Origin of the sequence: Streptomyces sp. NPDC018045, assembly GCF_044327445.1 — a bacterium.
Classification (GTDB): Bacteria; Actinomycetota; Actinomycetes; order Streptomycetales; family Streptomycetaceae; genus Streptomyces.
The window spans coordinates 70,646-84,698 of record NZ_JBIRFL010000003.1 but is presented as its reverse complement, the minus strand read 5'-3'; the positions used below and the strand labels follow the sequence as shown (position 1 = coordinate 84,698).

Annotated in this window: 12 protein-coding genes and 4 tRNA genes; 6 read left to right on the top strand and 10 right to left on the bottom strand. The window is 72.5% G+C overall.

Annotated elements, in window-relative coordinates:
• Window positions 1–156 precede the first annotated feature (156 nt).
• Window positions 157–1,635, top strand: a complete 1,479-nt coding sequence (locus ACH4EB_RS07960; protein ID WP_398346529.1) for a N,N-dimethylformamidase beta subunit family domain-containing protein — start codon at window positions 157–159, stop codon at window positions 1,633–1,635.
• A gap of 137 nt (window positions 1,636–1,772) precedes the next feature.
• On the opposite strand, the gene ACH4EB_RS07955 is transcribed toward ACH4EB_RS07960, so the two are convergent.
• Window positions 1,773–2,693 (bottom strand): LysR substrate-binding domain-containing protein, encoded by a 921-nt coding sequence (locus tag ACH4EB_RS07955; protein ID WP_398346528.1) that lies wholly within the window; start codon window positions 2,691–2,693, stop codon window positions 1,773–1,775.
• Between the two features lie 101 nt (window positions 2,694–2,794).
• On the opposite strand from ACH4EB_RS07955, the gene ACH4EB_RS07950 reads away from it, so the two are divergent.
• Both ACH4EB_RS07950 and ACH4EB_RS07945 read left to right on the top strand, forming a co-directional pair.
• Entirely contained in the window at window positions 2,795–4,150 is a 1,356-nt protein-coding gene (locus ACH4EB_RS07950; RefSeq protein WP_398346527.1) for an MFS transporter, read from the top strand.
• Between the two features lie 80 nt (window positions 4,151–4,230).
• Window positions 4,231–5,133 (top strand): phosphoribosylaminoimidazolesuccinocarboxamide synthase, encoded by a 903-nt coding sequence (locus tag ACH4EB_RS07945; protein ID WP_398346526.1) that lies wholly within the window; start codon window positions 4,231–4,233, stop codon window positions 5,131–5,133.
• Window positions 5,134–5,280: 147 nt separating this feature from the next.
• On the opposite strand, the gene ACH4EB_RS07940 is transcribed toward ACH4EB_RS07945, so the two are convergent.
• From ACH4EB_RS07940 to ACH4EB_RS07900, 9 genes are all read right to left on the bottom strand, one after another.
• Window positions 5,281–5,353: transfer RNA gene (locus tag ACH4EB_RS07940), tRNA-Gly, on the bottom strand.
• A 33-nt stretch (window positions 5,354–5,386) separates the two neighbouring features.
• Complete coding sequence (locus ACH4EB_RS07935) at window positions 5,387–6,082, bottom strand: DNA-binding response regulator (RefSeq protein WP_398346525.1); 696 nt, start codon at window positions 6,080–6,082, stop codon at window positions 5,387–5,389.
• Between the two features lie 81 nt (window positions 6,083–6,163).
• Entirely contained in the window at window positions 6,164–7,564 is a 1,401-nt protein-coding gene (locus ACH4EB_RS07930) for a sensor histidine kinase (RefSeq protein ID WP_398346524.1), read from the bottom strand.
• A complete protein-coding gene (locus tag ACH4EB_RS07925) occupies window positions 7,537–8,364 on the bottom strand; it encodes an ABC transporter permease (RefSeq protein ID WP_398346523.1) in 828 nt (275 codons plus the stop codon). Before ACH4EB_RS07925 ends, ACH4EB_RS07930 begins: the two co-directional genes overlap by 28 nt.
• Window positions 8,361–9,335 (bottom strand): ABC transporter ATP-binding protein, encoded by a 975-nt coding sequence (locus ACH4EB_RS07920; protein WP_398346522.1) that lies wholly within the window; start codon window positions 9,333–9,335, stop codon window positions 8,361–8,363. Before ACH4EB_RS07920 ends, ACH4EB_RS07925 begins: the two co-directional genes overlap by 4 nt.
• A gap of 195 nt (window positions 9,336–9,530) precedes the next feature.
• Window positions 9,531–9,603 (bottom strand) — tRNA-Gly (locus ACH4EB_RS07915).
• Between the two features lie 75 nt (window positions 9,604–9,678).
• A tRNA-Gly gene (locus tag ACH4EB_RS07910) sits at window positions 9,679–9,750 on the bottom strand.
• A gap of 45 nt (window positions 9,751–9,795) precedes the next feature.
• Window positions 9,796–9,867, bottom strand: a tRNA-Gly gene (locus ACH4EB_RS07905).
• Between the two features lie 273 nt (window positions 9,868–10,140).
• Entirely contained in the window at window positions 10,141–10,461 is a 321-nt protein-coding gene (locus ACH4EB_RS07900) for an Lsr2 family protein (protein WP_398346521.1), read from the bottom strand.
• A gap of 300 nt (window positions 10,462–10,761) precedes the next feature.
• On the opposite strand from ACH4EB_RS07900, the gene purS reads away from it, so the two are divergent.
• Genes purS through purL form a run of 3 tightly spaced genes read left to right on the top strand, consistent with a single transcriptional unit; the run spans window position 10,762 to window position 14,017 of the window.
• On the top strand, window positions 10,762–11,019 hold the full coding sequence (purS, locus tag ACH4EB_RS07895; RefSeq protein ID WP_398346519.1) for a phosphoribosylformylglycinamidine synthase subunit PurS: 258 nt from the start codon (window positions 10,762–10,764) through the stop codon (window positions 11,017–11,019).
• Complete coding sequence (gene purQ / locus ACH4EB_RS07890; RefSeq protein ID WP_398346518.1) at window positions 11,016–11,771, top strand: phosphoribosylformylglycinamidine synthase subunit PurQ; 756 nt, start codon at window positions 11,016–11,018, stop codon at window positions 11,769–11,771. Before purS ends, purQ begins: the two co-directional genes overlap by 4 nt.
• A complete protein-coding gene (gene purL / locus ACH4EB_RS07885) occupies window positions 11,768–14,017 on the top strand; it encodes a phosphoribosylformylglycinamidine synthase subunit PurL (protein ID WP_398346517.1) in 2,250 nt (749 codons plus the stop codon). Before purQ ends, purL begins: the two co-directional genes overlap by 4 nt.
• Window positions 14,018–14,053: the final 36 nt, after the last annotated feature.

Sequence of the window (14,053 nt, the reverse complement as noted above, 5' to 3'; positions counted from 1 at the left end):
ATGGCCGGAACCCTCGCGAATTCACGACGAAGGGTGACGGAGTAAGTGCGTAATGTGATGTGCTGGGGTCGGCCCCAGTCGTTCAATCGAGCACGAAATCTGAGTGCCGCGGCGGCCTGCTCAGTCGGCGGGGGGACGCAGGGAGGGGAGTACGAGGTGGGGACGGAGCAGATCCGGCGCTGGGAGTCGGGAGCACTTGCGCACGCGGTCACGGACCCGTTCGGACAGGGCCCGCTGCCCTGGCTGCGCGGCAGTGAGAACTACTTCGACTCCGGTCAGGTGGTCCCCTGGTACGTCGACCCGGCGGTGGCCCCCGGCGAGAAGCGCCTGCCCTCCCCCCGCTCCAGCGCCGGCCCGCGGACGGCCGACGACGTACGGCAGCAGATCAAGGGCTTCGTGAGCACCGGCGCGGTCGCCCCCGGCGAGGCCATCGACTTCCGCGTGTCGGTCGATCCGCCGCAGCCCTTCAGCATCGACATCTACCGCATCGGCCACTACGCGGGCACCGGCGCCGCCAAGATCACCACCAGCCCCCGGCTGGCCGGCATCGTGCAGCCCGCGCCGCTCGCTGCCGACCGCACGGTCTCCTGCCACCACTGGTGGCTGTCCTGGCGCCTCCAGGTCCCCGCGTACTGGAAGCTCGGCGCGTACGTCGCCGTCCTGACCACCGCCGACGGCCACCGCAGCCACGTCCCCTTCACGGTCCGCGACGCCCACCCCGCCGACCTCCTGCTGCTCCTGCCCGACATCACCTGGCAGGCCTACAACCTCTACCCGGAGGACGGCCGCACCGGCGCCAGCCTGTACCACGCCTGGGACGCGGACGGCGCGCTGCTCGGCGAGGCGGACGCCGCCACCACCGTCTCCTTCGACCGTCCGTACGCGGGCGCCGGCCTGCCCCTGCACGTGGGCCACGCCTACGACTTCATCCGCTGGGCCGAGCGCTACGGCTACGACCTCGCCTACGCCGACGCCCGCGACCTGCACGCCGGGCTGGTCGACCCGTCCCGCTACCGCGGCCTGGTCTTCCCCGGCCACGACGAGTACTGGTCCCAGCCCATGCGCCGGACCGCCGAACTGGCCCGCGACAGCGGCACCTCACTCGTCTTCCTGTCCGCCAACACCATGTACTGGCAGGTCGACCTGGCCCCCTCGCCCGCCGGCCCGGACTCGTTGCTGAGCTGCCGAAAACGCCAGGGCCCCGGACGGCCCGCCCTCTGGCGCGAGGCCGGAGACCCGGAACAGCACCTGATGGGCATCCAGTACGCGGGCCGGGTGCCGGAGCCCGCCCCCCTGGTGGTCCGCAACGCCGACCACTGGATGTGGGAGGCGACCGGCGCCCACGAGGGCGACGAACTGCCGGGCCTCGTCGCGGGCGAGGCGGACCGATACTTCCCCCGCACGCCCCTGCCCGAGCACAGCCACCGCATCCTGCTGGCGCACTCCCCGTACGAGGACAGCGAGGGCGCGCGCCGCCACCAGGAGACCTCGCTGTACCGCGCCCTCAGCGGCGCGCTGGTCTTCGCGTCCGGCACCTTCGCCTGGTCACCGGCGCTGGACCGCCCCGGCCACGTCGACGAGCGTGTCCAGCGCGCCACGGCCAACCTGCTCGACCGCATCTGCAAGCGCGACTGATCCGGGCCGGCGGCCCGCGTCCGCCCACGGTCCGCCGCCGTCCGCCAACGGCCCGCCATTGTCCACCACCCGCCGACCGCAGCCCGCCACCACCGCGCGGCGAACGCCACCCCACCACCGCGCCGCGAACGCCCCGGCTACCGCGCCGCGAACACCCCCAGCTCCCGCGCCAGCGCCACCGTCAGGGCCCGGAAGATCCGGGTCTCGGGATTGGGGTCGCCCGCCCGCGTCGCGAGCACGCTGTGCGCGCACGGCGCGTCCAGCACCGGCACGTACACCGTTCCGGGCCACGGGTAATAGCGCGCGAAGGACTTCAGCCCGGAGCCCGCGCCACGGCCCGCCGCCACGCTCGTCAGCACGTCGTGCGGGGTCAGCGCGCAGTCCGGGGCGCGGCGCTCGCCCGCGTCGAAGTACAGGTAGTCGGTGAACGGCCGCGGCGTGTGCCGGGGCAGCTTCAGGAACGGCAGGTCGATGACGTCCGCGACCCGGACGCCGGTCGCCGCCGCGTCCGCGAGCCGCGAGGCGGCCGGCACCGCGACGATCCGCTGCTCGGTGGTCAGGACGTCCACCTCGATGCCCTCGGCCTCGATCGCGGGCCGTACGAACGCCACGTCCACCCGGTCCTCGCGCAGCGCGCTGCAGTGCTCCGTGAAGTTCAGCTCGACCAGCTTCAGCGGGACCTCCGGGCGCGCCCGCCGGAAGGCGTTGACGGCCGCCGGCGTGACCTCGGACGAGCCGTGCCCCATCACCCCCACCCGCAACCCGCGCGCCGTCAGGGACGACGCCGCCGAGGTGCGCCGCGCGGCCTCGGTCACGTCCTCCACGGCGGCGTTCGCGGCGGCCAGCAGCGTACGGGCGTGGGAGACCAGCCGCTGTCCGGCGGCGGTCGTCCGTACGGGGCCGTTGCCGCGGTCCAGCAGCCGGGTGCCGAGTTCGCGCTCCAGTTGCTGTACGTGCTGGGTGACCGCGGCCGGCGACAGGAAGAGGCGCGACGCGGCCCGCCCGAAGTGTTCTTCCTCGACCACCGCCAGGAAGGAAGACAGCCGTCGCAGGTCCATACCCGCCACGATAAAACGAACGGGCGACCGACCCCGGGGGCCGTTCACGATTCCTGAACGGGGGCGGCGCCGCGCGCCTCCGGCCTCGTACAACGGCTCTCATGAGCACGTCCCCAGCCGACACCCGCACCGTTTCCCATGCCCCGCCGCCCGCCGGCGGGCCCGGCGCCCTCGCCTTCCCGCCCACCGCGGCCCGCCGCGCGCCCCGCCACTGGCTGCGCGCCGGCTGGATGATGACGGCCTCCGGCTGGAGCGCCAACCAGTTCTCCGCCCTCCTCGCGGCCTACCGCGACGACCTGGGCCTGACCACGGCCACCACCACCGCCCTCTTCGCGGTGTACGTCCTCGGCCTGATCCCCGGGCTGCTGCTGGGCGGCCCGCTGGCCGACCGGTGCGGCCGCCGCCCCGTCGTCTTCACCGCGCTCGCCACCGCCGCCGTGGCGACGTGCCTGCTGATGGCGGGCCCGGCCGCCGCCTGGCTGCTGTGGCCCGGCCGCTTCCTGACCGGCCTCGGCGCGGGTGCCCTGCTCACCGCGGGCAGCGTCTGGATCAAGGAACTCTCCTCCGCGCCGTACGACCCGGCCACCGCACCCGGTACGGCGGCCCGCCGCTCCGGGCTCTTCCTCTCCGCGGGCTTCGCCTCCGGCGGGCTGGCCGCCGCGCTGATCGCCCAGTGGGCACCGCTCCCGATGGTCACCGCGTACGTCCCGCACCTGGTGCTCTCGGCGGCGGCCGCGGTGGCGGCCGCCCGGGCACCGGAGACGGGCCGGGGCGGGGCCGCGCACCGCGGGGCCACCGGCGAGGCGGACCGCGCGGGTTGGGAAGCGGCGCGTCCCGTCGCCCCCCGGCCGTCCGGTGCTGCCTCCGGCCGGTCCGGTGCGGCCTCCCGGCCGCCCGGCGCGCCCTTCCGGCGGCTGGTCGCCCCGGTGGCCCCCTGGGTGTTCGCCGCCCCCACCATCGCCTTCGTGACCCTCCCCGGGCTCGTCGGCGCCCGTCTGGACGGCTGGCAGACCGTGTACGCGGGCATCGCCACCGCCGTGACCCCCGGCGCCGGGCTCCTCGTGGCGCCCCTCGCCCGTCGCCTCGCCGCCCGGCACCGTCTCGCCACCGCCGCGGCCGGACTGGCGGCGATCGCGCTCGGCCTGCTCGTCGCCGCCGTCGCCGTCGCGGCCGGCCGGCCCGCCGTGGCGCTGATCGCCGCGATGGTCCTCGGCGGGGGTTACGGGCTGTGCGTGGCGTACGGGCTGACCGAGGTCGCCGTCCTGGCGCCGCCCCACCGGCTGGCCCGCCTCACCGCCCGCTTCTGGACCCTCGCCTACCTCGGGTTCTTCGCCCCGTACGGGGTCACCCTGCTCAGCGCGCTGGTGGCACCGCCGGTCATCCTCGCGGCCGCCGCCGTGCTGGCCTTGCTCACCCTGGGCGCGGTCGGCCGCGCGGCGCGCCGCGACCGGACCTGACCGGACCCTGCGACGTCGTTCCCGCCCCGCATACGGGAGAATCGGGCCGAGGGGCCTGGATCAACCTACGCGGAGGCAGCGTGTCCGGTTTTGTAGAAAAGCCCGAGGCCGTGGAGGTAGCGGGGCTCACCCACCTCCACACCGGCAAGGTGCGCGACCTCTACCAGAACGCCGACGGCGACCTGGTCATGGTCGCCAGCGACCGTATCTCCGCCTACGACTGGGTGCTGCCCACCGAGATTCCGGACAAGGGGCGGGTGCTGACCCAGCTCTCGCTGTGGTGGTTCGACCAGCTCGCCGACCTCGTCCCCAACCATGTCCTGTCCACGGAGCTGCCGCCCGGCGCCCCGGCGGACTGGGAAGGCCGGACGACGGTCTGCACGTCCCTCGCGATGGTCCCCGTCGAGTGCGTCGCCCGCGGCTATCTCACGGGCTCCGGCCTCGCCGAGTACGAGCAGACCCGCACGGTCTGCGGGCTGGCGCTGCCGGAGGGGCTGGCCGACGGCTCGGAGCTGCCCGGCCCGATCTTCACCCCCGCCACCAAGGCCGCCGTCGGCGAGCACGACGAGAACGTCCCGTACGAGGAGGTCGCCCGCCAGGTCGGTGCCGAGGTCGCCGCCCAGCTCCGGCAGAACACCCTCGCCGTGTACGGGCGCGCCCGCGACATCGCCCGCGAACGCGGCATCGTCCTGGCGGACACCAAGTTCGAGTTCGGCTTCGACCAAGAGCGCCGGCTGACGCTGGCGGACGAGGTGCTCACCCCGGACTCCTCCCGCTTCTGGCCCGCCGACGTGTGGCAGCCGGGCCGGCCGCAGCCCTCCTTCGACAAGCAGTTCGTCCGCGACTGGCTCACCTCGCCGGCCTCCGGCTGGGACCGCGGGAGCGAGCAGCCGCCCCCGCCGCTGCCCCAGGAGACGGTCGAGCGCACCCGCGCCAAGTACATCGAGGCGTACGAGCGGCTCACCGGGCTGGCCTGGTCGTGACGCCGGGCGGGCAGTGACGCCGGGCCGGTACGGGGCAGTGGTTCCGCCCCGGCCGGTCCGCCCCGGCCCGTGCCCGTACTGCGGAAAAGCCCTGGTGCCCCGTAACGCAGAAAGGCCCCGGTCGCGATGACCGGGGCCTTTTCCCTGAGCGGACGACGAGGCTCGAACTCGCGACCTCAACCTTGGCAAGGTTGCGCTCTACCAACTGAGCTACGTCCGCCTGCCCGCGCTCAGCGGCGCGGTGCGGGCTCCACTATAGCCAACCTCGGGCGCGGGCGATGCGCGCCGCCGCGTGCCGGTTCTCCGCGCAGAGTTTCGCGGCGGCCGAGGAGAGGTAGTTGCGCACCGTTCCCGGCGACAGCGCGGCCCGCTCCGCGATCTCCGCGATGGGCGCGCCGTTCTCCGCGTACTCCAGCACCTCCGCCTCCCGTACGGTCAGCGGCGAGTCCCCGGCGCTGATCGCGTCGGCCGCCAACTCCGGGTCCACGTAACGGTTTCCGGCGTGCACCGTGCGGATGATCTCGGCCAGCCGCTGGGCCGAGACGGTCTTCGGGACGAACCCCTTCACCCCCGCCTCCAGGGCCCGCTTCAGGTGGCCGGGACGCCCATGACTGGTCACGATCATGGTCCGGCAGCCGGGCAGCCGGCTGCGCAGGGATGTGGCCACCGCCACACCGTCCAGTCCCGGCATCTGAAGATCCAGTACGGCGATGTCGGGACGATGGGCCAGCGCCATCGCCAGCGCCTCCGGCCCCGAAGCGGCCTCCGCCACCACCTGGAGATCGTCCTCCAGCGCCAGCAGCGCCGCCAGCGCCCCCCGGATCAGATGCTCGTCGTCGGCGAGCAGCACCCGCAGTGGCGGCGGCCCCGCCGCGCCGTCCTCCGGCCTTCGCGCGTGCTCCGGCTCCCCGGCCGCCCCCGGCTCCTTCGCCCGCTGCGCCTCCGTCATGGTCTCCGCTTCCCTCACGTCGCTCTGTCCCTGCGGCCGGTGGCGCCCCGGCGCCCGACACCCGCCCCGCACGGCTCGTCCTCACGCAGACCGCTGCGCCCCGGCCGGCTGCCCGTCCGCGGCGGCCTCCGGCCCGTACCCCGCCGCCCGATCCTTCTCCAGCGGTACGTGGGCCCGCAGCCAGAAACGCCCGCCCGGCCGGGGGCCGACGGCCAGGGTGCCGCCGAGGGCGGCGAGCCGTTCCCGCAGTCCGGCGATGCCGCTCCCGCCACCGCCGTGCACGGCCTTCTCCCGCACGCCGTCGTTCTCCATCGTGAACACCACCGCCGAGCCCGCCCGGGCCGCCGTGGCCGGCCGGCCGCCCCCGGCCGTGCCGTCGGCCGTCACCCGCAGCGCCAGCCAGCAGGTGGCCGCGTCGGCGTGCCGCAGCACGTTGGTGGTGCCCTCCCGCACGACCCAGGCCAGCACCGACTGCACCTGCTGCGGCACGCCGGAACTGTCCTCCTGGTCGATGAGGCACTCCACCCCGGCCGCCCGGAGCACGGCCTGCGCCCCCGCCAGCTCCACCCCGAGGTCGGCCTCCCGGTAGGCGCGCACCACGTCCCGTACCTCCCGCTGGGAGTCCTGGGCCATCTGCTGCACCTCCGCCATCTGGTCGGCGGCCTCCGGGCGCCCCTTGCGCGCGAGCCGTTCCGCCAGTTCGCTCTTGAGCGCGATGACGGCCAGGTTCCGGCCGACCACGTCGTGCATGTCCCGCGCGAACCGCAGCCGCTCCTCGGTCACGGCCAGCCGCGCCTGGGCGCCCTTGGCCTCGTCCAGCTCACGCATCGCGGCGAGGATCCAGCCCCAGCTCCGGCACGCCAGCGCGGCGAAGGCCGCGGAGAAGACGAAGGCGGGCGGCAGCGCCCACGCGAACTTCAGCGGGACGCCCGCGAGGGCCATCGCCCCCATGGTGACCGCCGCGGCCACGGTCCATACCAACGCCTGCCGACGCTTCTTGATCACCAGGGAGAGGAGGCACCCGACGGGCAGGGCGGGGAACAGCATCGCCGTGCCGTAGACCGACACACGCATCGGCATGCTGGTGGCGAGCACCGTCAGCAGGGTCACCGACCCGGCCGCCAGCACCCCTGACACGGCGATCAGCCGCCATGGTGCGGGGGTGCCGTACACGTAGTGCGAGAGTCCGCGCCGGACGCCGGGTATGTAGACACCGCACTGCACCAGCCCCAGCACCACGGCCGCCACGAGCAGCGCCGGCAGCCGGTGCGCGTCGGCCGCCGCGGCGAGCAGGGACGCCGCGAGCCAGCCGATGAACAGCAGCCACGGTGTGACATACAGCGTCCACCGCGCCCACAGATGGACCTGCGCGACCCGGCCGCGCCCCCGCAACCTGCGCAGTTGCCCGTGGAACACCGGTCCCGCACCCCCGTCGTCATCGATGCCGTACATCGTCAGTGCCGTGGCTCCCAGCGGAACCACCGACGTACAGCAAACACCGCGAGACCGGCCCAGGCCAACGCGATGACCAGCCGCTTCAGCGTTTCGGTGAGGTCACCTTCGGCGAGCCAGCCGTCCCGGACCAGCCCCATCACCGGCGACAGCGGCAGCAGCTCCAGGACAGCGGCGACCTTGTCGGGCAGCACGTCCAGCGGCACGATCATCCCGGAGCCGCCCATCGAGACGAAGACGAACGGCATCGTGGTGAGCTGGGCCGCCTCGGCGCTCTTGGTGACGGCCGTGGAGGCGGCGGCCATCGCCACCGAGATCACCATGCCGAGCAGCACACCCAGCACGACCAGGTGCGGGGCCTTGGGGACGCCCGCGTGCAGGACGAGTCCGCCGAGGGCCGCCAGCAGGGCGCACTGCGCCAGGCCGAGGAGCACCGCCGGAAGCGCCGTCCCGGCCAGGATCTCCCGGTCCGTCAGCTCACCGCAGCGCAGCCGCTTGAGCACCAGCTCCTCGCGCCGCGTCACCAGCGACCCGGTGACGGACGAGTACACCGCGAAGAGCAGGACGAAGCCGATGGTCCCCGGCAGCAGCACCGTGCCGACCGACAGGCCGTTGTCCTGCAACGGCATCTGGGAGACCGCCTGCCGCATGGCGAAGGCCATGATCAGCGGCATCAGCAGCGTCATGAACAGGGCGGTCTTGTTACGGCCCAGCAGGGTCAGCTCCGCGCGGAACAACGCGGCCAGCCGCTCCCGTGAGCCCTTGCGGGCGGCCGTCGCGGCCCCTGCCCCGGGCCGTTCCTCGACGGCCTTGACGTCGGTGGCGCTCACTTGTCCTCCAAACCCTTGGCGATCCGCAGGAACGCCTCTTCCAGCGATGCCGAGCGGGCGTCCAGCCCTCGCAGCTCGATCCCCTCGTCGCGCGCCCATAGCAGTACGCCGGTCGCGGCCCGTTGCAGGTCGGACGTCCGCAGCCGCAGGGTCCGGCCCACCGTCTCGTGCCCTTCGACGCCCAGCGACGGCAGCGGCGGCAGGTCGTCCGCCGTGCGGCCCGGGGGCAGTTCGAAGGAGATCTGTGCGGGGTGGGTGGCCACCACGTCCGCGACGGTCCCGGCCGTCGCGATCCGGCCCCGATGCATGATCGCGAGACGGTCGGCCAGCTCCTCGGCCTCTTCCAGGTAGTGGGTGGTCAGCACGACCGTCGTGCCGCCCGCCCGCAGCTCGCGGATCAACTCCCAGGTCGCGCGGCGGGCTTCGGTGTCCAGGCCGGTGGTCGGCTCGTCGAGGAAGAGCACCTCGGGCCGTCCCAGCGTCGCCGTGGCCAGGTCCAGCCGTCGCCGCTCACCGCCGGAGAGCTGCTTGACCCGTACGTCCTTGCGCTGGGTCATGCCGACGGTGGCCAGCGCCTCGCCGACCGGCCGGGAGCCGGTGGTGGCGCCGGCCCACATCCGTACGGTCTCCTCCACGGTCAACTCCGCGGGAAAGCCGCCTTCCTGGAGCATCGCGCCGACGCGCGGCCGGACCTTCGCCCGCTCCGTGTACGGGTTGTGGCCCAGCACCCGCACCGTGCCGCCGGTCGGTGCGGCCAGTCCCTCCAGGAGCTCCAGGGTGGAGGTCTTACCAGCTCCGTTCGTCCCCAGCAGGGCGAACAGCTCGCCGCGGTGGACGGAGAAGTCGATGCCCCGCACCGCCTCGAAGGACGTGCCGCCCTTCTTGTTCTGCCGGCCGCCCCCGGACGGCCCGTACCGCCTGCGCAGGCCCGTGACGTCTATCACGCGCTCGGTCGTGTCCCCGATGTTCATGCTTCAAGGCTCCCGGCGGAACCCGGCCCCGGGCAGTGCGGCTTGTCATCACCGCAGATGACAAATGTCAGAAGGGGAGGGAGAAGCGTGTGGAGTGCGGGCGGGCCGGGCCCGGGATGCGGCCCGAAAGCCGCCCGGGGCCGCGGTGGGTACAGACAAAAGGCCCCGGTGGCGATGACCGGGGCCTTTTTCCTGAGCGGACGACGAGGCTCGAACTCGCGACCTCAACCTTGGCAAGGTTGCGCTCTACCAACTGAGCTACGTCCGCACGCATCCGACCGGCTTTCACCGGGCGGCGCGACAGCTACTCTACCTGATCCACCGGAGTGGTCGGTACTGCCGGAGCGGGTGACAGGGATTGCACACTGCGCCTCCCCCTTGGAAAGGGGGCGCTCTACTACTGAGCTACACCCGCATGACCACCATCAATCGGCCCGTAGGGACCGGTTGATGCTGTCAGAGCGGGTGACAGGGATCGCACACTGCGCCTCCCTCTTGGAAAGAGGGCGCTCTACTACTGAGCTACACCCGCGTGACTCCTCGGGATCCGGCCTTTCGGCCTCGCCCCTCGGCGTGCTCCAGACTCTAGCTGATCAACAGGGGTGCCGCGCAACTCCGCTGCGGGACAGCCGAAACCGGCCGTCGCCCGGCCGCCGTCGGGGCACCGCCGGACCGCCCTCCCCTGACCGTCGCCCGCCTGTCGTCGGGGAGCCGTACCCGTCTCCGTCCGGCCGCGGACCGGCGGCCGGACGGAGACGGGCGAGGAGGAGGGCGGGTGCGGCGGCGGCCCGGCGGCGGGCCCGGGTCAGTTGTTGGCGGCGTCGAAAGCCTCGTAGACCTTCTTCGGGATCCGGCCGCGCGGGGGCACGTCCATGCGGTGGGAACGGGCCCAGGCGCGCACGGCGGCGGGGTCCGGCGTCACGGAGGTGTGGTGGTACGCCTTGCCGGACTTCGACCGCTTGCGGCCGGCCTCCACGAACGGGGCGAGGGTGCCGCGCAGTTTCTTCGCATTGGCGGGATTGAGGTCGATCTCGTACCACTTCCCGTCCAAACCGAAGGTGACCGTCTCTGCGGCTTCTCCGCCTTCGATGTCATCGGAGAGCGTGACTACTACGCGCTGCGCCACGGATATCGGTCCTTTCGAGCAGCAACCCCGCCGTGACATGGGGGGATGCTGCAGATCCGGCTGATTGGGATCAATGCATTTTCATTTGTACAGCGGCGGGCATTGCATGGTGAAGCCCAGTTAATTTCCTCAGCGTGTCCTTCCGCAATGCGGACCCTAGGTCTTTTCTGAGATTTTCCCCACCGCTTACCGCGCCCGGCGTCGTACGGTGACTGCGCCGTCACGATATCTATGCGCGTAGATTTTCGAACACGGTACTGTGATGGCACCGCCTTACGCACCACACCATCGGGAGTGCCAGTGGCACGCGTCGTAGTCGACGTCATGCTCAAGCCGGAGATCCTCGACCCGCAGGGCCAGGCGGTGCAGCGCGCACTGCCACGCCTGGGATTCGAGGGGATCGGCGACGTCCGTCAGGGCAAGCGTTTCGAACTTGAGGTGGAGGGTCCGGTCGACGACGCCGCCCTCGCCCGGATCCGCGAGATGGCCGAGACCTTCCTCGCCAACACCGTCATCGAGGACTTCACCGTCCACGTCGAGGACCGGGCCGGATCATGACCCACCCGTCGCCCACCACCGCCGCGAGCGGAGGCCCTTCGGGCCGCGGAAACACGCGCATCGGAGTCGTGACCTTCCCCGGCACGCTCGACGACCGTGACACCCAGCGCGCCATCCGGCTCGCCGGGGCCGAGGCGGTGCCGCTGTGGCACCGCGACAAGGACCTCAAGCAGGTCGACGCCGTGGTGCTGCCCGGCGGCTTCTCCTACGGCGACTACCTGCGGGCCGGCGCCATCTCCCGCTTCTCGCCGGTCATGGAGACCGTGATCGAACAGGCCAAGGGCGGCCTGCCGGTCCTGGGCATCTGCAACGGCTTCCAGGTTCTGACCGAAACGCACCTGCTGCCCGGCGCCATGCTGCGCAACGACAGCCTGCACTTCATCTGCCGCGACCAGAAGCTGCGGGTGGAGAACGCGGACACCGCCTGGACCGCCGACTACACCGCCGGCCAGGAGATCTCCGTACCGCTGAAGAACATCGACGGCCGGTACGTCGCCGACGAGCGCACCCTCGACATGCTGGAGGCCGAGGGCCGGGTCGCCTTCCGCTACCTGACCGGGGGCGACACCGCCGACGGCTACGGCAACCCCAACGGTTCGCTGCGCGACATCGCCGGCGTCACCAACGAGGCGGGCAACGTCGTCGGCCTCATGCCGCACCCCGAGCACGCCGTCGAGCCGCTGATCGGCACCGGCCGTACGGACGGCCTCGGGTTCTTCACCTCGATCCTGAAGAAATTGGTCACCGCATGACGCTCGACACGGTCAAGCACGCAGCCGAGACGCCGGACACCGACCAGCCGTGGGCCGAACTGGGCCTGAAGCAGGACGAGTACGAGCGCGTCCGCGAGATCCTCGGCCGCCGCCCCACCGGCGCCGAACTCGCCATGTACTCCGTCATGTGGTCCGAGCACTGCTCGTACAAGAGCAGCAAGGTCCACCTGAAGCAGTTCGGCCAGAAGGTCCCCGAGAACGACGCGATGCTCGTCGGCATCGGTGAGAACGCGGGCGTCGTCGACGTGGGCCAGGGCTATGCGGTCACCTTCAAGGTCGAGTCGCACAACCACCCGTCCTACGTCGAGCCCTACCAGGGCGCCGCCACCGGCGTCGGCGGCATCGTCCGCGACATCATCGCCATGGGCGCCCGCCCGGTCGCCGTCGTGGACCCGCTGCGCTTCGGCGCCGCCGACCACCCCGACACCAAGCGCGTCCTGCCGGGCGTCGTCGCTGGCATCGGCGGCTACGGCAACTGCCTGGGCCTGCCCAACATCGGCGGGGAGGTCGTCTTCGACTCCTGCTACCAGGGCAACCCGCTGGTCAACGCCGGTGCCATCGGCGTGATGCGGCACGAGGACATCCACCTCGCCAAGGCGTCCGGCGCCGGCAACAAGGTCATCCTCTACGGCGCCCGGACCGGCGGTGACGGCATCGGCGGCGCCTCCATCCTGGCCTCCGAGACCTTCGACGACGCGAAGCCGTCCAAGCGCCCCGCCGTCCAGGTCGGCGACCCGTTCCAGGAGAAGCTGCTCATCGAGTGCACCCTGGAGGCGTTCGCCGAGAAGCTCGTCGTCGGCATCCAGGACCTCGGCGCGGCCGGGCTGTCCTGCGCCACCAGCGAGCTGGCCTCCAACGGCTCCGGCGGCATGCGCGTGGAACTGGACGACGTACCGCTGCGCGACTCGACGCTCTCGCCCGAGGAAATCCTCATGAGCGAGTCGCAGGAGCGCATGTGCGCGGTCGTCGAGCCGGAGAAGGTCGAGCGGTTCCTGGCGATCTGCGAGAAGTGGGACGTCACCGCCACCGTCATCGGCGAGGTCACCGACGGCGACCGGCTGGAGATCTTCTGGCACGGCGAGAAGATCGTCGACGTCGACCCGAAGACCGTCGCCCACGAAGGCCCGGTCTACGAGCGGCCGTACGCGCGCCCCGCGTGGCAGGACGAGCTGCAGGCCGACGACGCGGGCCAACTGCCGCGGCCGCAGACCGGCGAGGCGCTGCGCGAGCAGGTCCTGAAGCTGGTCGCCTCGCCCAACCAGGCGTCCAAGAGCTGGATCACCAGCCAGTACGACCACTTCGTGCAGGGCGGCACCGTGCTGGCCCAGCCGGAGGACGCCGGCATGATCCGTATCGACGAGGAAACCGGGCTGGGCGTGGCCATCGCCACCGACGGCAACGGCCGCTACGCCAAGCTCGACCCGTACCACGGCGCGCAGTTGGCGCTGGCCGAGTCCTACCGCAACGTCGCGGCCACCGGCGCCAAGCCGCTGGCGATCTCCGACTGCCTGAACTTCGGCTCGCCCGAGGATCCGGCGGTCATGTGGCAGTTCTCCGAGGCCGTGCGCGGTCTCGCCGACGGCTGCCTGGAACTCGGTACGCCGGTCACCGGCGGCAACGTCTCGCTCTACAACCAGACCGGCGAGGCCGCCATCCACCCGACCCCCGTGGTCGCGGTGCTCGGCGTCATCGACGACGTCAGCCGTCGCACGCCGGTCGCCTTCGCCGACGAGGGCCACCTCATCTACCTCCTCGGTGACACCAAGGACGAGTTCGGCGGCTCGGCCTGGTCCCAGGTCGTCCACGACCACCTGGGCGGCCTGCCGCCGCGGGTGGACCTGGGCCGCGAGAAGCTGCTCGGCGAGATCCTCATCTCGGCCTCCCGCGACGGCATGGTCGACGCGGCGCACGACCTGTCCGACGGCGGCCTGATCCAGGCCCTCGTCGAGTCGTGCCTGCGTGGCGGCAAGGGCGCCCGGATCGTCGTCCCCGACGGGCTGGACCCCTTCGTCCTCCTCTTCTCGGAGTCGGCGGGCCGCGCGATCGTCGCGGTCCCGCGCAGCGAGGAGCTGCGCTTCACCGACATGTGCGGTGCGCGCGGCCTCCCGGCCACCCGCATCGGTGTCGTCGACGGTGACACGATCGACGTCCAGGGGCAGTTCACCCTCCCGCTGAGCGACCTCCGCACAGCGCACGAGGCCACCCTCCCGTCCCTGTTCGCCTGACCCGACCCGAGGACACCACCCGTCACGCCCCTGCCC

Coding starts and splice junctions, on each gene's coding strand:
- ACH4EB_RS07955 (WP_398346528.1), bottom strand. CDS start 2,693: ATGGACCTGCGACGGCTGTCTTCCTTCCTGGCGGTGGTCGAGGAAGAA.
- ACH4EB_RS07950 (WP_398346527.1), top strand. CDS start 2,795: ATGAGCACGTCCCCAGCCGACACCCGCACCGTTTCCCATGCCCCGCCG.
- ACH4EB_RS07935 (WP_398346525.1), bottom strand. CDS start 6,082: ATGACGGAGGCGCAGCGGGCGAAGGAGCCGGGGGCGGCCGGGGAGCCG.
- ACH4EB_RS07920 (WP_398346522.1), bottom strand. CDS start 9,335: ATGAACATCGGGGACACGACCGAGCGCGTGATAGACGTCACGGGCCTG.
- purQ (WP_398346518.1), top strand. CDS start 11,016: ATGACCCACCCGTCGCCCACCACCGCCGCGAGCGGAGGCCCTTCGGGC.
- purL (WP_398346517.1), top strand. CDS start 11,768: ATGACGCTCGACACGGTCAAGCACGCAGCCGAGACGCCGGACACCGAC.